This window comes from Mesorhizobium sp. LjRoot246 (assembly GCF_964254115.1).
GTDB lineage: Bacteria > Pseudomonadota > Alphaproteobacteria > Rhizobiales > Rhizobiaceae > Mesorhizobium.
Genome location: NZ_CAXUSN020000001.1, coordinates 2,088,273 through 2,106,764, shown reverse-complemented (window position 1 = coordinate 2,106,764; position 18,492 = coordinate 2,088,273). Strand labels below are relative to the sequence as shown.

At 62.9% G+C, this 18,492-nt stretch carries 11 protein-coding genes; 7 read left to right on the top strand and 4 right to left on the bottom strand.

The window, feature by feature from the left end; all coding sequences use genetic code 11:
* Positions 1-36: 36 nt before the first annotated feature.
* The 4 genes from ACSQ3L_RS10140 (at position 37) to ACSQ3L_RS10125 (ending at position 4,840) form a co-directional block, all read left to right on the top strand.
* Positions 37-1,989 carry a 5'-nucleotidase C-terminal domain-containing protein gene (locus tag ACSQ3L_RS10140; RefSeq protein ID WP_436159813.1) on the top strand — a complete coding sequence of 651 codons (1,953 nt, stop codon included), beginning with the start codon at positions 37-39 and terminating at the stop codon, positions 1,987-1,989.
* A 238-nt stretch (positions 1,990-2,227) separates the two neighbouring features.
* Positions 2,228-3,292, top strand: coding sequence for a ferrochelatase (hemH, locus tag ACSQ3L_RS10135; protein WP_436159812.1), 1,065 nt, complete (start codon positions 2,228-2,230; stop codon positions 3,290-3,292).
* Positions 3,293-3,415: 123 nt separating this feature from the next.
* On the top strand, positions 3,416-4,366 hold the full coding sequence (locus ACSQ3L_RS10130; protein ID WP_436159811.1) for an SPFH domain-containing protein: 951 nt from the start codon (positions 3,416-3,418) through the stop codon (positions 4,364-4,366).
* 9 nt (positions 4,367-4,375) lie between these two features.
* Positions 4,376-4,840, top strand: coding sequence for an NfeD family protein (locus ACSQ3L_RS10125; RefSeq protein ID WP_436159810.1), 465 nt, complete (start codon positions 4,376-4,378; stop codon positions 4,838-4,840).
* A gap of 76 nt (positions 4,841-4,916) precedes the next feature.
* Here ACSQ3L_RS10125 and ACSQ3L_RS10120 read toward each other — a convergent pair whose 3' ends face one another.
* Positions 4,917-5,918, bottom strand: coding sequence for a KpsF/GutQ family sugar-phosphate isomerase (locus ACSQ3L_RS10120; protein ID WP_436159809.1), 1,002 nt, complete (start codon positions 5,916-5,918; stop codon positions 4,917-4,919).
* A gap of 251 nt (positions 5,919-6,169) precedes the next feature.
* Here ACSQ3L_RS10120 and ACSQ3L_RS10115 point away from each other — a divergent pair, with 251 nt between their 5' ends.
* A complete protein-coding gene (locus tag ACSQ3L_RS10115; protein ID WP_436159808.1) occupies positions 6,170-7,960 on the top strand; it encodes an outer membrane beta-barrel protein in 1,791 nt (596 codons plus the stop codon).
* A gap of 58 nt (positions 7,961-8,018) precedes the next feature.
* Here ACSQ3L_RS10115 and galU read toward each other — a convergent pair whose 3' ends face one another.
* Positions 8,019-8,924, bottom strand: coding sequence for a UTP--glucose-1-phosphate uridylyltransferase GalU (galU, locus tag ACSQ3L_RS10110; RefSeq protein ID WP_436159807.1), 906 nt, complete (start codon positions 8,922-8,924; stop codon positions 8,019-8,021).
* Positions 8,925-9,135: 211 nt separating this feature from the next.
* On the opposite strand from galU, the gene ACSQ3L_RS10105 reads away from it, so the two are divergent.
* Both ACSQ3L_RS10105 and ACSQ3L_RS10100 read left to right on the top strand, forming a co-directional pair.
* On the top strand, positions 9,136-10,356 hold the full coding sequence (locus tag ACSQ3L_RS10105) for a lytic murein transglycosylase (RefSeq protein WP_436159806.1): 1,221 nt from the start codon (positions 9,136-9,138) through the stop codon (positions 10,354-10,356).
* A gap of 128 nt (positions 10,357-10,484) precedes the next feature.
* Positions 10,485-11,699 (top strand): SGNH/GDSL hydrolase family protein, encoded by a 1,215-nt coding sequence (locus ACSQ3L_RS10100; RefSeq protein WP_436159805.1) that lies wholly within the window; start codon positions 10,485-10,487, stop codon positions 11,697-11,699.
* A 158-nt stretch (positions 11,700-11,857) separates the two neighbouring features.
* Here ACSQ3L_RS10100 and ACSQ3L_RS10095 read toward each other — a convergent pair whose 3' ends face one another.
* Positions 11,858-13,312, bottom strand: coding sequence for a glutamate synthase subunit beta (locus ACSQ3L_RS10095; protein ID WP_436159804.1), 1,455 nt, complete (start codon positions 13,310-13,312; stop codon positions 11,858-11,860).
* 141 nt (positions 13,313-13,453) lie between these two features.
* A complete protein-coding gene (gene gltB / locus ACSQ3L_RS10090; RefSeq protein ID WP_436159803.1) occupies positions 13,454-18,190 on the bottom strand; it encodes a glutamate synthase large subunit in 4,737 nt (1,578 codons plus the stop codon).
* Between the last annotated feature and the right edge of the window lie 302 nt (positions 18,191-18,492).

The following is an 18,492-nucleotide window of genomic DNA, read 5'->3' as shown; positions in this document are numbered from 1 at the left end:
CGCTAAAGGCCTCTGATCAGCTTTCGGGAGACGAAGATGAAGAAGCTTGCCGCCATTGCAGCCCTGTCCGCCTCGGCCCTCGGCCTGTCGGCCGGCGCATCCTTTGCCGACTACACGTTGAACATCCTGCACATCAACGACTGGCACAGCCGCATCGAAGGCAACAACAAATACGAGTCGACCTGCTCGGCGGACGAGGAGACCAAGGGCGAATGCATCGGTGGCGCGGGCCGGCTGATCACCGCGATCGCCCAGGAGCGCAAGAAGCTGGAAGGCCAGAACGTGCTGCTGCTCAGCGCCGGCGACAATTTCCAGGGCTCGCTGTTCTACACAACCTACAAGGGCAAGGTCGAAGGCGAATTCCTCAACGACATGAAGTTCGATGCCATGGAACTCGGCAACCATGAATTCGACGACGGCGAAGCGGCCCTGGCGCCATTCCTCGATATGATCAAGTTCCCCGTGTTGGGTGCCAATGTGAAGGCCAACGCGCAATCCAAGCTCGGCGACCGCGTCAAGCCGTCTGTTGTCGTCGAGGTCGGCGGCCAAAAGATCGGCATCATCGGCGCGATCACCAACGACACGCCGGATCTCGCTTCCCCGGGTCCCAACGTCGCCATAGAGGACGACGTCAAGTCGATCACCGCCGAAGTCGAGAAGCTCAAGGGCGAAGGCGTCAACAAGATCATCGCCGTGACCCATATCGGCTACAAGCGCGAGCGCGACGTCATTGCCAAGATCCCGGGCATCGACATCGTCGTCGGCGGCCACAGCCATTCGCTGCTGTCGAACACCGACCCGAAGGCGGAAGGACCCTACCCGACGATGGTCGACAACCCGGACGGCTACAAGGTTCCGGTCGTGCAGGCGGCGTCCTATTCGAAATATCTCGGCGAGTTCAAGGTGGTGTTCGACGACAACGGCGTCGTCAAATCGGCCAGCGGAGACCCGATCTTTCTCGACAAGTCGATTACTCCCGATCCGGCCGTGCTCGCTCGCATCAAGGAGCTTGGCGCGCCGATCGAGGCGTTGAAGAACAAGGAAGTGGCCGAAACCACCGACGTCATCGATGGCAGCCGCGAGAGCTGCCGCACCCGCGAATGCGCGATGGGCAACCTCGTCTCCGACGCAATCCTCGACCGCGTCAAGGGACAGGGCGTCGAGATCGTCATCTCCAATGGCGGCGGCCTGCGCGCGTCGATCGACAAGGGCACCGTCACCATGGGCGAGGTGCTGACCGTGCTGCCGTTCCAGAACACGCTGGCAACCTTCCAGATTTCCGGCAAGGACCTGATGACCGGCCTCGAGGGCGGCCTCAGCCAGGTCGAGGACGGCGCCGGGCGCTTCCCGCAGGTCGCCGGCTTGAAATATTCCTTCGACAAATCCGTCGCGCCCAATGCCGGCCGCGTCAAGTCGGTGGAAGTCATGGAAGGCGGCGCCTGGACACCGATCAAGCCGGACAAGGACTATCTGGTCGCCACCAACAACTATGTCCGCCAGGGCGGCGACGGCTACAAGGTCTTCGCCGACAAGGCCAAGAACGCCTACGACTACGGCCCGGGCCTCGAACAGGTGGTTGCCGACTATCTCGCCGCCCACCGGCCCTACACGCCGAAGCTCGATGGCCGCATCACCGAGATCGCGGCGACCGTTGCGGCAGCGCCCGGCGCCGAACCTGCCAAGCCTGCCGAAACGGCACCGGCAATGCCTGAATTGCCGGCCAACTCGGGTGATATCGCCAACAAACCGCCGGCCATGTCGACAGAGACAGCGCCGGCACCGCCTGCCGTAGCGGCCGAGCCGGCAAAGCCCGCCGAGGGGGCGCCGGCCGAAACCAGCCATGTCATCGTTGCCGGCGATACCTATTGGGATCTGGCGGTGAAGGCCTATGGCGACGGAACCAAGTGGAAAGTCATTTCAGAAGCCAACAAGGGCTACGAGCCACGCCGGCTTCCGGTCGGCGCGACACTGACCATACCGCCGAAATAGCCTCGCTTATATGCCTGGACGACACCGCCCCTCCGGGAAACCGGACGGGCGTCCTGTTTTCGGGCTAATGCATGTTGCCCAAAAGTGACTTCGGTTTTGGGAGAACGACATGCATAAAAACGAAGACCTAAAGCGGGTCGTCTGAAATCCATTCAGACGACCCGCTTCAAGGTGCGGCCAGACGCTGCATTGAAAGCGCGCGCAAGATGGTTAGGTTCGCGTCTCCTGGAGAACCCTTATGACGCTTCCCACCCCTGCCGATGCCAAGGCCGCAAAGGCCCTCGGCCCGTTGCCAGCCGGGCATCCGCCGGTCGAGACGGGCAAGATCGGCGTCATGCTGGTCAATTTGGGCACGCCCGATGGCACCGACTTCAAGCCGATGTGGCGCTATCTCCGTGAATTCCTGTCCGATCCGCGCGTCATTGAGCTCAACCGGGCGATCTGGTATCCGATCCTCTATGGCCTTGTGCTCACCACGCGGCCGAAAAAGTCTGGCGCCAACTACGCCCGGATCTGGAACCGGGAAAAGAACGAGTCGCCTTTGCGCACCTACACCCGTGCCCAGGGCGAGAAGCTGGCCGAGGCGCTGCGCGACCAGCCCGAAATCGTCGTCGATTGGGCGATGCGCTACGGCAATCCTTCGACCGAAAGCGTAGCCAAAGGCCTGGTTGACCAGGGATGTGACCGCATCCTGTCCTTTCCGCTCTATCCGCAATATTCGGCGACGACGACGGCAACCGCCAACGATCAGCTGTTTCGCGCGCTGATGAAGATGCGCCGTGCACCGGCCATCCGCAGCGTGCCGCCCTACTATGACGAGCCGGTCTATATCGAGGCGCTGGCGCGCTCGATCGAACAACATCTGGCGACGCTGGATTTCGAACCGGAGGTGGTCATCACCTCCTATCACGGCATTCCGAAGCCCTATTCCGACAAGGGCGATCCCTATCAGGCGCATTGCCTCGAGACGACGCGGCTGCTGCGCGAAAAACTCGGCTGGGACGACAAGAAACTGATCATCACCTTCCAGTCGCGCTTCGGCGCGCAGGAATGGCTGCAGCCCTATACCGACAAGACGGTGGAGAAACTCGGCAAGGACGGCGTGAAATCGATCGCCATCGTCAATCCTGGCTTTTCCGTCGACTGCATCGAGACCCTCGACGAGATCGGCCGTGAGGCGGCCGAGACCTTCCATCATGCCGGCGGCGAGAATTTCGCCCATATCCCTTGCCTCAACGACAGCACCGAGGGCATGGCGGTGATCGAGGCGATGGTGCGGCGCGAACTGTCCGGCTGGGTCTGAAGCGGGCCACTCGACAACAATCCATCATCACCTGATTGTAACGCATCCGAAATACACTTAAGTCTTTGGTGAAGTCGGCAGCGCGAGAATGGCTTGTGCGGCCTTCGTCTGGGGGAGAGCCAAATGGATTTCAGTGGTTTCGATATTGCGGTTGGTGCACTTGCACTTCTGGTATTGGTGCTGCTGATCAAAGGCATCAGGACAATCCCGCAAGGCTACAATTATACGGTGGAGCGCTTTGGCCGTTACACCAAGACACTGAGCCCAGGCCTCAATTTCATTTTCCCGTTCGTCGACCGCATCGGCGCCAAGATGAACATGATGGAGCAGGTGCTCGACGTTCCCAGCCAGGAAATCATCACCCGCGACAACGCCATCGTCGGTGTCGACGGCATCGCCTTCTACCAGATCCTCAATGCGGCACAGGCCGCCTACCAGGTTGCCGGTCTGCAGAACGCCATCCTCAACCTGACGATGACCAACATCCGTACCGTCATGGGTTCGATGGATCTCGACGAACTCCTGTCGAACCGCGACGCCATCAACGAGCGCCTGCTGCGCGTCGTCGATGAAGCGGCGCATCCGTGGGGCATCAAGATCACCCGCGTCGAGATCAAGGATATCAACCCGCCGGCCAACCTTATCGAATCGATGGGCCGGCAGATGACCGCGGAACGCAACAAGCGCGCGCAGATCCTCGCCGCCGAAGGCCTCAAGCAGTCGCAGATCCTCGAAGCCGAAGGCCGCAAGGAAGCTGCCTTCCGCGATGCCGAGGCACGTGAGCGCTCGGCCGAGGCGGAAGCCCGTGCCACCCAGGTGGTTTCGGAAGCAATCTCCAAGGGCGACGTGCAGGCGCTGAATTACTTCGTCGCCCAGAAATACACCGAAGCGTTGGGCAAGATCGGCACCGCCACCAACAGCAAGATTGTGCTGATGCCCTTCGAGGCGTCGTCGCTGATTGGTTCGCTCGGCGGCATTGGCGAGATCGCTAAGGAGGTCTTCCGCAGCGAAGGCACCACCGGTGCTCAACGGCAGGCCGCGCGTCCGCCGGTCGTACGCCCGAGCGAGAACTGAGATCGAACCATGATCGACCGCATCGTTTCCGAACTCGGACCGTGGAACTGGATGGTTCTCGGCTTCGTCCTGCTGGTGATGGAAATCATCGCGCCGGGTATCTTCATGCTGTGGATCGGCATCGCTGCGCTCATCATCGGCGCGGTGTCGCTGCTGATCTGGGATACCGGTTTCTGGACCTGGCAGGTCCAGGTTCTCGCCTTCCTGGCGCTGTCGCTGGTCTCGGCCTATGTCGGCAAGAAACTGGTCGGCAGCCGCAACGACCCGACCGACCAGCCGCTGCTCAACCGGCGCGGCGCGCAAATGGTCGGCAAGATGGCGACACTCGCCGAACCAATCCGCGATGGACGCGGCCGCATCAAGTTGGGCGACACGCTGTGGCGCGTCTCCGGCCCGGACCTGCCGGCCGGCACGCAAGTGCGCGTGACGGGCGCGGCCGACACGGATCTGGAACTGACGGTGGAGCCGGTCTGAATTCTTGAAACCCACCGCTTGGACAAGGTGTATTGAGATTCAGGTCAGGCCGGAATCACTTGAATATCAGCACACCTCAGGCGGCGCCGATACGCAGCAGGTCATGCAGGTGGATGAGGCCGACGGGCCGTTTGCCCTCCACCACCATCAGGCTGGTGATGGCTGAATCGTTGATCGTCTGCAGCGCCGTAGCCACCAGCGTGTCCGGCGCCGCGGTCTTGGGTCCTTTTGTCATCACCTGATCCACCGTCATCGCCAGCAGATTGCTGCCGATGTGGCGGCGGATATCACCATCGGTGATGATGCCGACCAGCGCGCCGTCTGCGTCGGTGATCGCCACGCAGCCAAATCCCTTGCGCGACAGTTCCAGGATGGCGTCCTGCATGCCGGTGCCCGTGACCACCAGCGGCAGCCTGTCGCCGACATGCATGATCTCGCGGATCTGCATCAGATTTGCGCCAAGCTGCCCACCCGGATGAAAAGTGCGGAAATGGTCCGGCGTGAAGCCGCGGGCTTCGAGCAGGGCAATCGCCAGTGCGTCGCCCATCACCAGCTGCAGCAGCGTCGATGTCGTCGGCGCCAGGCCGTGCGGGCAGGCCTCTGGAGCCCGCGGCAGCAACAGCACCACATCCGCAGCCCGCGCCAGCGCCGATGTCTCTCCGGCGGTTATCGCGATCAGCGGGATGGAAAAACGCCTGGAATAGGCGACGATGCCCATCAGTTCTTTGCTCTCGCCCGACCACGACATGGCGATAATGGCGTCGTCCCTGGCGATCATGCCGAGATCGCCGTGATTGGCTTCGGCGGGATGGACAAAGAAAGCCGGCGTGCCCGTCGAGGCCAGCGTCGCCGCGATCTTCGAGCCGATATGGCCGCTTTTGCCGACGCCGGTGACGATGAGCCGGCCTTCGATCCCCGAGATCGTGTCGACGGCCTGGGCGAAAGGCCCGGCCAATCCGTTCTCCAGCGCCTCGGCAAGGGCTGCGACACCCGCCTGTTCGGTTGCCACCGTCCTTAGCGCCGAAGCGATCGAGGCTTGCCTGTCCAAAGGCTTCTTATCCAGGGATCCCACATGCATGGCTGATGCGATTAGCGCTTTGCCGGCGCGCTGTCCAACGGAAATGGCCCCAGGCCTGCCGGCCGAGCGTGTGCGACGGTTTGCGACACCGACAGGTGTGAAGACATGAAGCTCAGCGCGCACCTTATGAATCCCTTTGGAAATCAGCGCTTCAAGCGGCCAAACGGCCCGCCGCCTCAACCCTCCGTTAACCATCCCCATTTACGGTTCGGTAAGTATGGCGCGCGTGCGCCGCGCAAGCAGTGGTGGCGATGTCCGGGGTCCAGCCAGAAAATTCGACGGGACGAAAGGGCAAGGCGGTCTGCGCCTTGCTGCTGGCGACCAGCATGTTTGCCTTGCTGCGCCCAACGGCGCTTCATGCGCAGGAAACGGAGCTGCGCGGCGAGGTCTCCGAATCGGCGATCCTGTCCGACCAGCAGCGCAAGGCGAGACAACTCGCCTTGGCAGCGCAGGGCCAGGCGCCGACCAACGCCGCGCAGGACAACGCGCCGGCCCGCACCTATCTGCCGGCCAGCGCCGGCGCCGTGCCTGACGACACGGATACCGGCGACGCAACCGCGACCGGCAGCCTCTTCGACCCGACGGCAGCCACTGACGACACGTCCGCCGACATCGCGGCGCCGCCCAAGCCTCGCCGCCGCCCATCGACTGCCGGACAGAAGGCGGCGGACCAGGCCAAGGACAAGGCTGCGGACAAGTCGAAAAAGAAGAAGAAGTCGACCGCCGACACCACCGACATCACCGCTTCCACGACCACCTCCACGACGGACGCCGCCGATAATGCAGACACCGATGAGGAGACGGCCAACCGCCGCGCCCTCACCATCGATAGCACCGACAAGCAGAAACTCGACCCGGGAGCCGTGCGCACGGACGCTATCGAAGGCCAGAAGAAGAAGCCGGAGGATGATCCGTTCGCCGCCACCGGCGTCAAATGGGGCTCCTTCGTCATCCGGCCGACGATCGAACAGGGCCTCACCGCCACATCGAACGGCGATTCGAGCAATGCAGGCAAATCGGCACTGCTGTCCGAGACGGCGCTGCGTTTTTCCGCCGCGTCCGACTGGCGCGAGAACTCTGCCACGATCGACGGCTACGGTCTGTTTCGTGAGACCGTGTCGGGTTACCCCGTTCACAACGAGCAAGGTCGCATCGAAGGCCAGCTCAATGTCGACCTCGACAATCAACTGCGCGCCATCGCCAAACTCGGCTACGAAGCGGTACCGGAATCGGCCTCGTCGCCGGATGCCATCGCAGGTGTCAGCAAGCAGCCGCTGCGGCAAACCATCGACGGCAGCCTGGCCGTCGAGAAGGACGTCGGCAAGATGCAATACACGTTGACCGGCGCGGTCTCGCATGACTTCTACGGCGATGCCAAGCTTTCCAACGGCACCTCGCTGTCGCAGAAGGATCAAGACTCCACGCTCTACACGGCGACCTTGCGCACCGGCTACGAGATTTCTCCGGCCATCACTCCCTTCACCGAAATCGAGGTCGGCCGCCGGGCCTATGATCAGCGCATCGACAATGAGGGCTTCGAGCGCTCGTCGACACGGCTCGGCGCCCGCGCCGGCGTTGAGCTCGATTTGGGTGAGAAGCTTTCGGGTGAATTCTCGGCCGGCTGGCTCAGGGAAGCGATCGACGACAAAAACCTGGATGAGATTTCGGGCGCCACAGTCAACGCCGACCTCAAATGGTCACCCGAGCGCGGCACCACGATCGGCCTGACCGGCCGGACCACCGTCGAGCCCACGACCACAGCAGGCGAGAGCGGCGACATCCTCTATTCCGGCCGCCTGACGGGCGAGCGCCAGATTCGCGCCAATCTTACCGCCAATGCGGCTCTAGGCCTCGACTGGCGCGACTATGTCGGCATCGACGGCAATGACAAGATCTTGAGCGCCGAGGCCGGCCTGACCTGGTGGCTGAACCGCTACGCAGGCCTCACCACAAGGGTGAGGACCGAGAAGTTGACCAGCAATCTGCCCGGCCGCGACTACACCGCCAACAGCATCTTCCTCGGCGTGAAAGTGCAGCGCTGAAGCCGTCTGAGCTTCGTCATCCTGGGCGCAGACCCCAGGATGACGAAAGTGTGGGGCCTTAGAACGCTGCCCCACGGCGCTCCAACGGCTTTATCTCATCGAGAAGCGTTCGGATGATGCCGGCCATGTTCTCGTTCATGTCGCTGCGCCACAGCGCGAAAGCGACATTGGCTTCGACAAAGCCTTCCGGCGAACCGCAGTCGAAAGTGCGGCCCTGATAGTGATAGCCGTAGAAGGCCTGCTGCTTTTCCAGCTTCAGCATCGCGTCGGTGAGCTGGATCTCGTTGCCGGCGCCCTTCTCCTGGCCTTCGAGGATATTGAAGATCTCCGGCTGCAGAATGTAGCGGCCGTTGATGTAGAGATTGGACGGCGCGGTGCCGGTCTTCGGCTTTTCCACCATCTCGGTGATGCGGAAGCCGTGATGGGTGTCCTCGCCGCGGCCGACGATGCCATATTTGTGGGTTTCGGCGGGATCGCATTCCTGCACGGCGATGATGTTGTTGCCGGTCTCCTCGTAGAGCTCGACCATTGCCTTCATGCAGCTCTTCTCCGACTGCATGATCATGTCGGGCAGCAAAAGCGCGAAGGGCTCGTCGCCAACGAGCTCGCGGGCGCACCAGACGGCGTGGCCGAGTCCCATCGGCACCTGCTGGCGGGTGAAGCTGGTCTGCCCCGGCGCCGGCTGCAGCCGCTGCAGGCGGGCGAGCTGGTCGTCCTTGCCGCGCTGGGCCAGCGTGTCATAGAGCTCGAACTGGATGTCGAAATGGTCTTCGATGACGGCCTTGTTGCGGCCGGTGACGAAGATGAAATGCTCGATGCCGGCCTCGCGCGCCTCATCCACCACATATTGGATGACCGGCCGGTCGACGACGGTCAGCATTTCCTTGGGAACAGCCTTGGTGGCCGGGAGAAACCGTGTGCCAAGACCGGCGACCGGAAAGACTGCCTTGCGAACTCTCTTCATGCTTTCAATTATCCGTTTGATGGCCAGCTCCGCAATCCCTGTTTCAAGACATTTTCACGCCGGAATTGAGGACTACTGAGGCAATAAGGGGAAACGTCTACCGGTAAAGCTTCAAGGCGCCTTTTTCGTTCCCGGCGGCACCTATGGTAAACTAATTCCTAACCTGGTTCGGCGATGAATGGTCTTTCCTGAGACAGAGAAGGAGCAAAAGATGTCCGTTCGCAATGCCGCAAAGATTTTTACCAGCGTCATGGCGGCAGCCAGCCTCTCGCTTGCTCTGCTGATGCCTGGCCCCGCTTTCGCCGATGCCGGTTTCCGGCAGTGGGTCGCCGGCTTCCGCGCCACCGCCGTGCAGAGCGGCGTTTCCGGTGCCCTCTACGACCAGGCCTTCAGGGACATCAGGGATATTGACCCGGTGGTGCTGGAAAAGGCGCGCACGCAGCCTGAATTCACGGCCCCGGCCTGGGACTATTTCGACAACCGCGTCCATGACCAGTCGGTCGCCGTCGGCCAGCAGATGGCCAGGAAATGGAAGCCGTGGCTGGACCGGATCGAGGCAAGGTTCGGCGTCGACCGCTACATCCTGCTGGCCATCTGGTCGATGGAATCGAACTATGGCGAGATCCTCAAGCGCGACGACATCATGCGCAATGTCGTGCGCTCGCTGGCGACCTTGGCCTATGCCGATCCGAAGCGGGCGAAATTCGCCCGCACCCAGCTGATCGCCGCGCTGAAGATCTTGCAGACTGGCGACATCGACGAGAGCCATCTGAGCGGCTCCTGGGCCGGTGCCATGGGCCACACCCAGTTCATCCCGACCAGCTATCAGCACTATGCCGTCGACATGGACGGCAACGGCAAGCGCGACATCTGGAATTCGATCCCCGATGCGCTGGCGACAGCCGCCAACCTGTTGAAGAAGAATGGCTGGCAGGCCGGCAAGACCTGGGGCTATGAGGTCGCCTTGCCGGCCGGCAAACTTCCCGGCGGCTCCAAGACGCTGTCGCAATGGCAGGCGCTAGGCGTCGTCAGGGCCAACGGCAAGCCGTTCAAGAACGGCTCCGACAAGGCGACGCTGAAGGTGCCGGACGGCCGCAGCGGGCCGGCCTTCCTGATGATCAGGAATTTCTCGGTCATCAAGGCCTACAACAACGCCGACAAATATGCGCTGGCCGTCGGTCTTCTTGCCGACGAAATCGCAGGCTCCAGCGGTCTCGTACAGGACTGGAAGCGGCCTTTCACCAAGCTCACCTTCGAGGAAAGGCAGGAGCTGCAGAAGCGCCTTTCCCAGCACGGTCTCTACGACGGCAAGTTCGATGGCAAGATCGGCGACGGCTCGAAGACCGCCATCATGGCCTTTCAGGCCAAGGCCGGCTTGACCCAGGATGGCTATCCGAGCATGGAAGTGCTGAAGTGGCTCCGGCAGAAATAGAGCCGCCTGCGGTGCCGTGCGGCCTTCCGGGTGCGCAAAGGACGCTGTAGCAATCTGGTTGGCGCGGGCTTTGCCGAATAATCGACGCGATTTTTCGGCAGGACTGCGCCAAGGGATGGAGGAAACGATTGGCTTCGGCTGCGCGCATCGCAGGGCTTGTTCGTCGCATGCCGGTGCTCATCCTGGCCGTCATCGTGCTCGCCGTTGGTGTGGCTAGCGCCTTTCATGCGCCAGCCATGGCACAGGAGCAGCAAGACCGCGGCTGGTCGTTGCGCGACCTTTTGTTTCCGCGCCGCAGCGAGCGGATCGAGCCGCCCCTGGATATCCAGAAGGCAAGGCCTAGGCCCAAGGCGAAAAAGCCCCGCGTCCCCCGCCCGCCCGCGGAACCGGAAATCGCGGTGGTCGAGAAGGCGCCGGATGCACGCACCGTCCTGGTGGTCGGTGACTTCATGGCGGCCGGCCTGGCCGAAGGCCTCGACACCGCCTTTGCCGAGAATGCCGGCGTCAGGATCGTCGTTCGCAGCAATGGTTCGTCCGGATTCGTGCGCGACGACTTCTACAACTGGCCCGAACAGATCAAGTCGCTGATCGAGACCGAAAAACCCGCCGTAGTGATCGTCATGCTGGGTTCCAACGACCGTCAGCAGATGAAGGTGGGTGAGGTACGCGAACAGCCCCGTTCCGAAAACTGGACCAAGGAATATGAGCGCCGCACCGAGGCGCTCGGCAAAGCTATCGCGGAGGCAAAGGTACCCTTCCTGTGGGTCGGCATGCCGGCGTTCCGGGTGGCGAAGATGACCTCCGACATGCTTGCCTTCAACGACATCTATCACCAGGCTGCCGAAAGCAACGGCGGTGAATTCGTCGACGTCTGGGACGGCTTTGTCGACGAGAATGGCGCCTTCGTCACCAGCGGCCCCGACATCAACGGTCAGCCGGTGCGGCTGCGCGCCGATGACGGCATCAACGTCTCGAAGGCGGGCAAGCGCAAGCTCGCCTTCTATACCGAGAAGCCGTTGCTGAAGATCCTCGGCCTGACAGCGCCGGGAAGCGTGGTCACGCCGTCCGCACCGGCCGGCGCTCCTGTCGAGACACCGGCACCGGCCGCGGCACCCATCGTCATCGACCGCACCGCGCCGATGCTGCTCAGCGATCCGGCGCTCGATGGCGGCTCCGAGCTGCTGGGCGCGGCACCGCCGGCGAAGGCAAATCCGGACCTGCCCGGTGAAAAGCTTGTGGTCGAGGGCAAAGCGCCGATTGCTTCGCCCGGCCGTGCCGACGATTTCTCCTGGCCGCCGAAAGCCGCGGCCGCGACCGACACCACGACCGCCATCAATCGCTAGTATCGCAGCGCAGCTCTGAGGCCGTTTCGAAACTCGCTCCTGCGAGTCATATGATGGCGTTTGCGAGAATCGGAGCGGAGCGTACATTTGAGTACGCGAGCACCGGAAGCGCAGAAAACGCCGTCAGATGGCCGCAGGAGTAGAGTTTCCAAACGGGCTCAGCGCGGCAGAACGCTCGACCCCATTAGCGCCTCGTCGATGGAGCGCGCCGCCTGGCGGCCTTCGCGGATCGCCCAGACGACCAGCGACTGGCCACGACGCACGTCGCCGGCAGCATAGAGCCTGTCGACGCTGGTTCGGTAGTCACGGTCATTGGCCTCGACATTCCTGGAGCGGCGGCTGTCGGTGACAATCTTCATCTCACCGTCCAGTTCGGTCGCCACGCCGACCTTCGCCGGCCCGGCAAAGCCGATGGCGATGAAGGCAAGGTCGGCGCGAATGACGAATTCGCTGCCGGCGATCGGCCTGCGCTTCTCGTCGACCTCGCAGCATTTGACACCGGTCAGCTGGCCTTCCTCGCCGATGAACTCGAGCGTCGCCACTTGAAACTCGCGCTCCGCCCCTTCGGCCTGGGAGGACGAGGTACGCATCTTGGTCGCCCAGTAGGGCCAGACCGAAAGCTTGTCTTCCTTCTCCGGCGGCTGCGGACGGATGTCGAGCTGGGTGACGCGGACCGCGCCCTGGCGGAAGGCGGTGCCGACGCAGTCGGACGCGGTATCGCCGCCGCCGACGACGACCACATGCTGGCCGCCGGCGAGGATCGGATGCGACGGCCACGCCGCCGACTGGATCGGTTCGCCGCCGACACGCCTGTTCTGCTGCACCAGATAGGGCATCGCGTCATGCACGCCGCCGAGATCGTCGCCGGGAATGCCGGCAGCGCGTGGCGTTTCGGAACCGCCGCAATAAAGCACGGCGTCATGTTCGGCGAGCAGCTCGGCAACCGGCTTGTCGACGCCGACATTGACCCCGCAATGGAAGGTCACGCCCTCGCCCTGCATCTGCTCGATGCGCCGGTCGATATAGTGCTTCTCGATCTTGAAGTCGGGAATGCCGTAACGCATCAACCCGCCGGGCCGGCTCTCGCGCTCATAGACATGGACGTCGTGGCCGGCGCGGCCGAGCTGCTGGGCAGCCGACATGCCGGCCGGGCCGGAGCCGATGACGGCGACGCGCTTGCCGGTCTTCTTCTCCGGCGGATAGGGCCTGATATGGCCGGTCTCGTAAGCCTTGTCGGCGATCGCCTGCTCAACCGTCTTAATGGCGACGGGAATGTCCTCGAGGTTCAGCGTGCAGGCTTCCTCGCAGGGTGCGGGGCAGATGCGGCCGGTGAATTCCGGGAAATTGTTGGTCGAATGCAGGTTGCGGATCGCATTGTCCCAGTCGCCATTGTAGACGAGGTCGTTCCAGTCCGGGATCTGGTTGTGGATCGGACAGCCCGTTGGCCCGTGGCAGAACGGAATGCCGCAATCCATGCAGCGCGCGGCCTGTTTCTCGACCTCTTTATCAGACATCGGCAGCGTGAATTCGCGGAAATGCCGGATGCGGTCGGAGGCCGGCTGGTACTTGTGCACCTGCCGATCGATTTCGAGAAAGCCTGTTACCTTGCCCATAGTCCAGTTCCTGCTGTCCAGATGGTACGGTTTTCGCCGCACCCGTTAACCTCTTGAGGCAGCCATGGCAACCTTGCGCCCGAGGTCAGACTGTCGATGAAGATGGGCCGGGAAACCTGGGCTCCCCGGCAATTGCAAAGCCTATTCCGCAGCCACGCCCATGCGCATGCGTTCCATCTCGATCAGGGCGCGCCGGTATTCGACCGGCATGATCTTGCGGAACTTCGGCCGGAACGTCGTCCAGTCGTCGAGAATCTCGCGACCGCGCACCGACCCGGTGTAGTGCACATGGTTCGAGATCAACTGGTAGAGCCGCTCCTCGTCATGGCTGGTCATATCACCGGAGACGTCGACGCGCCCCTTGTGGTCGAGGTCGCCGCCATGGTGCAGCAGCCTCTCCATCAAATCGTCTTCTTCCGGAACCGGTTCCAGCTCGACCATCGCCATGTTGCAGCGCTCGGCGAAATCGCCCGCCTCGTCGAGCACATAGGCGACGCCGCCCGACATGCCGGCGGCGAAGTTGCGGCCGGTCTTGCCGATGACGACGACGATGCCGCCGGTCATGTATTCGCAGCCATGGTCGCCGACGCCTTCGACGACAGCGGCCACGCCCGAATTGCGCACGGCAAAACGCTCACCGGCGACGCCGGCGAAGTAGGCCTCGCCCTCGGTCGCGCCATAAAGCACCGTGTTGCCGACGATGATGGACTCAGCCGCGACGATCTTGGCCTCTTCCGGTGGGCGGATGACGATGCGGCCGCCCGACAGGCCCTTGCCGACATAGTCATTGCCGGCGCCGACAAGCTCGAACGAGATGCCACGCGCCAGGAACGCACCGAAGGATTGGCCAGCAGTGCCGGTCAGCTTCACCGAGATCGTGTCCTCGCGCAGGCCCTTGTGCTTGAAGCGCTTGGCCACTTCGCCCGACAGCATGGCGCCCGTGGAGCGGTCGACGTTGCGGATGTCGACCTCGATCTTGACCGGCTGCTTGCTTTCGAGTGCCGGCTTTGCCAGTTCGATCAGCTTGCGGTCGAGCACGTCGTCGATCGGATGCTTCTGCCGCTCGGTCCAGTGCACCGCCTCATGCGGCGCATCCGGCTTGAAGAACATCTTCGAGAAATCGAGCCCGCGCGCCTTCCAGTGCACGATCAGGTCGCGCTTTTCCAGAAGGTCGGTGTCGCCGATGATCTGGTCGATATGGGTGAAGCCCATCTCGGCAAGCAGCCCGCGCACCTCTTCCGCCACGTAGAAGAAGAAGTTGATGACATGCTCGGGCGTGCCCTTGAAGCGCTTGCGCAGCACCGGATCCTGCGTCGCGACGCCGACCGGGCAGGTGTTGAGATGGCACTTGCGCATCATGATGCAGCCTGCCGCGATCAGCGGCGCGGTCGAGAAGCCGAACTCGTCGGCGCCGAGCAGCGCGCCGATGATGACGTCGCGCCCGGTGCGCAACCCGCCATCGACCTGCAGCGCCACGCGCGACCGCAGACCGTTCAGCACCAGCGTCTGGTGCGTCTCGGCAAGGCCCATTTCCCACGGGCTGCCGGCATGCTTGAGCGAAGTCAGCGGTGAGGCACCGGTGCCGCCGTCATAGCCCGAGATGGTGATGTGGTCGGCGCGCGCCTTGGCGACACCCGCCGCAACCGTGCCGACACCGACTTCCGACACCAGCTTGACCGACACGTCAGCCGCCGGATTGACGTTCTTCAGATCGTAGATCAGCTGCGCCAGATCCTCGATCGAATAGATGTCGTGATGCGGTGGCGGCGAGATCAGCCCGACGCCCGGCGTCGAATGCCTCACCTTGGCGATGGTCGCGTCCACCTTGTGGCCGGGCAACTGGCCGCCCTCGCCGGGCTTGGCACCCTGCGCCACCTTGATCTGCATCATGTCGGAATTGACGAGATATTCGGCGGTGACGCCGAAACGACCCGAGGCGATCTGCTTGATCGCCGAGCGTTCGGGGTTCTTGCCGCCGCCGGGCAGAGGCAGATAGCGATCGGCCTCTTCGCCGCCCTCGCCGGTGTTCGACTTGCCGCCAATCTGGTTCATGGCGCGCGCCAGCGTGGTGTGCGCTTCGCGCGAGATCGAGCCGAACGACATCGCTCCGGTCGAGAACCGCTTGACGATATCGGCCGCCGACATGACGTCGTCGAGCACCACCTTCTCGCGGCCGGTTTCCTCGGCCAGCTTGAGCCTGAACAGGCCACGAATGGTCTGTGCGCGGGCCGTCTCGCTGTCGATCTGGGCGGAATAGTCCTTGAACGTTTCCCACGACCCCTGGCGCACGGCGTGCTGCAAGGTGGCGACCGCGTCGGGCGACCACATATGCGCCTCGCCACGCATGCGGAACATGTATTCGCCGCCAACTTCGAGGCTGTTGCGCAGCACGGGGTCGTTGCCGAAGCCGTCATTGTGACGGCTGAGCGTCTCGGCCGCGATCTCGTCCAGTCCGACGCCTTCGATCAGCGTTGCGGTGCCAGTGAAATATTGCTGCACGAAATCGGTCTTCAGCCCGATGGCGTCGAATATCTGCGCGCCGCAATAGGACTGGTAGGTCGAGATGCCCATCTTGGACATCACCTTGAGAATGCCCTTGCCGATCGACTTGATGTAGCGCGAGACGACTTCGTAGGCGTCCACTTCCTTCGGCAGTTCGCCGCGCTTGTGCATGTCGAGCAGCGTGTCGAAGGCGAGGTAAGGGTTGATCGCCTCGGCGCCATAGCCGGCAAGGCAGCAGAAATGATGCACTTCGCGCGGCTCGCCGGATTCGACGACGAGACCGACCGAGGTGCGCAGCCCCTTGCGGATCAGGTGATGATGGACCGCCGCCGTCGCCAAAAGCGCCGGAATGGCGATGCGGTCCGGCCCGACCTGGCGGTCGGATAGGATGATGATGTTGTAGCCGCCGGCGACCGCCGCCTCCGCCCGCTCGCACAGGCGGTCGATGGCGCCCTGCATGCCCGCGGCCCCTTCATTCGAGCCGTAGGTGATGTCGATCGTCTTGGTGTCGAAGCGGTCCTCGGTATGGCCGATGGAGCGGATCTTTTCGAGATCGCCATTGGTCAGGATCGGCTGGCGCACCTCGAGCCGCTTGCGGCGCGAATTGCCGACCAGGTCGAAGATGTTCGGCCGCGGCCCGATGAAGGACACCAGGCTCATCACCAGCTCCTCGCGGATCGGATCGATCGGCGGGTTGGTGACCTGGGCGAAGTTCTGCTTGAAATAGGTGTAGAGCAGCTTCGACTTGTCCGACATGGCCGAGATCGGCGTGTCGGTACCCATCGAGCCGACGGCCTCCTGGCCGGTCGTCGCCATCGGCGACATCAGCAGCTTGGTGTCTTCCTGGCTGTAGCCGAACGCCTGCTGGCGATCGAGCAGGCTAACATCCTTGCGCAGCGCGCGCGGCTCGACCGGCTTCAAATCTTCCAGGATGAGCTGCGTGTTGGCGAGCCAGGTCTTGTAGGGATGCTTGGTCGCGATCTCCGACTTGAGCTCCTCGTCGGAAACGATACGCCCCTTTTCGAGGTCGATCAGAAGCATGCGGCCGGGCTGCAGCCGCCACTTCTTGACGATCTTCTCCTCCGGCACCGGCAGCACGCCGGCTTCCGAGGCCATGATGACCCGGTCGTCGTCGGTGACGATATAGCGCGCCGGGCGCAGGCCGTTGCGGTCGAGCGTGGCGCCAATCTGGCGGCCATCGGTGAAGACCACCGCCGCCGGTCCGTCCCACGGCTCCATCAGTGCCGCATGGTATTCGTAGAAGGCCTTGCGGTCGGCATCCATGAGCTTGTTGCCGGCCCAGGCTTCCGGGATCAACATCATCATGGCGTGGCTGAGGCTGTACCCGCCCTGGAACAGGAATTCGAGCGCGTTGTCGAAGCAGGCGGTGTCGGACTGGCCGTCATAGGAAATCGGCCACAGCTTCGAGATGTTGTTGCCGAACAGTTCGGAATCGACGGATGCTTGTCGCGCCGCCATCCAGTTGTTGTTGCCGCGCACGGTGTTGATCTCGCCATTGTGGGCGACCATGCGGTAAGGATGCGCCAGCTTCCATGACGGGAAGGTGTTGGTCGAGAAACGCTGGTGGACGAGGATCAGCGCCGTTTCGAAGCGCGGGTCGAGCAGGTCCTTGTAATAGGCACCGACCTGATAGGCCAGGAACATGCCCTTGTAGACGATGGTGCGCGCCGACAGCGACACGCAATAGGCGCCGATGTCCTTGTTGTCGTTCTCTGCATACATGCGGCCCGAGATCACCTTGCGCAGCAGATAAAGCCTGGCCTCGTACTCCTCGTCGTCGGTAATGTCCGGCGTGCGGCCGATGAAGACCTGGCGATGGAAGGGCTCGGACGCCACGATATCAGGCGCCTTCGACAGTGACGAATTGTCGACGGGCACGTCACGGAAACCGATGAGCGGAAGCCCCTCGGACTGTGCCGATTCGGCGATGATGTCCTCGATATGGGCGCGAAGTGCCGCGTCCTGCGGCATGAACCAATGTCCGACGCCGTACTGGCCCGCCGGCGGCAGGTCGATGCCCTGGGCGGCCATCTCGTCACGGAAAAACTGGTCGGGAAGCTGCACCAGCACGCCGGCGCCATCGCCGACCAGAGGATCGGCGCCAACGGCGCCGCGATGCGTCAGGTTTTCAAGCACGGCCAGGCCGTCCTTGACGATCTGATGCGACTTCACGCCCTTCATGTTGACGATGAAGCCGACGCCGCAGGCGTCATGCTCGTTGCGCGGATCGTAGAGGCCCTGGGCGGAAAAACCGGTGGTGGTTCGGCCCATATTGGATCGGAGGGTATTTTTGACGGTTGCCGCTTTCGTCTGCGCGGCCTGGCCGTTCGTCGCAGAGTGCGTCATGTCCGTCATCTCCTGTCCTCCGTTCCCAGCCCTTCGGGCGCTGGTTTGCCTCGGCAAGCGCTTGGCTCACCCTGATCCTTGCGGCACGTCTTGCGAAATTCTTGCCGACCAGGCGGCTTTCCGCATGGTTCGTATTCGTACAGGCCAAAGTCTGGCCGTCCACCTGTCGCTCGCGGCAACAGCCGGAGAGGCCCAAATGATACGCCAATCCAGCTTGTTTTGTGCGACAAAATAAGACAGCACTACTGTCCTAAATTTTTATGACAGAAATCCCGGACACACACAAGACCGATTCACAAAAAACTTGGGCT

Excerpts from the sequence above, each read along its gene's own strand:
- ACSQ3L_RS10140 (WP_436159813.1), top strand. The coding sequence starts at position 37 with ATGAAGAAGCTTGCCGCCATTGCAGCCCTGTCCGCCTCGGCCCTCGGC.
- hemH (WP_436159812.1), top strand. The coding sequence starts at position 2,228 with ATGACGCTTCCCACCCCTGCCGATGCCAAGGCCGCAAAGGCCCTCGGC.
- ACSQ3L_RS10130 (WP_436159811.1), top strand. The coding sequence starts at position 3,416 with ATGGATTTCAGTGGTTTCGATATTGCGGTTGGTGCACTTGCACTTCTG.
- ACSQ3L_RS10125 (WP_436159810.1), top strand. The coding sequence starts at position 4,376 with ATGATCGACCGCATCGTTTCCGAACTCGGACCGTGGAACTGGATGGTT.
- ACSQ3L_RS10120 (WP_436159809.1), bottom strand. The coding sequence starts at position 5,918 with ATGCATGTGGGATCCCTGGATAAGAAGCCTTTGGACAGGCAAGCCTCG.
- ACSQ3L_RS10115 (WP_436159808.1), top strand. The coding sequence starts at position 6,170 with ATGTCCGGGGTCCAGCCAGAAAATTCGACGGGACGAAAGGGCAAGGCG.
- galU (WP_436159807.1), bottom strand. The coding sequence starts at position 8,924 with ATGAAGAGAGTTCGCAAGGCAGTCTTTCCGGTCGCCGGTCTTGGCACA.
- ACSQ3L_RS10105 (WP_436159806.1), top strand. The coding sequence starts at position 9,136 with ATGTCCGTTCGCAATGCCGCAAAGATTTTTACCAGCGTCATGGCGGCA.
- ACSQ3L_RS10095 (WP_436159804.1), bottom strand. The coding sequence starts at position 13,312 with ATGGGCAAGGTAACAGGCTTTCTCGAAATCGATCGGCAGGTGCACAAG.
- gltB (WP_436159803.1), bottom strand. The coding sequence starts at position 18,190 with ATGACGGACATGACGCACTCTGCGACGAACGGCCAGGCCGCGCAGACG.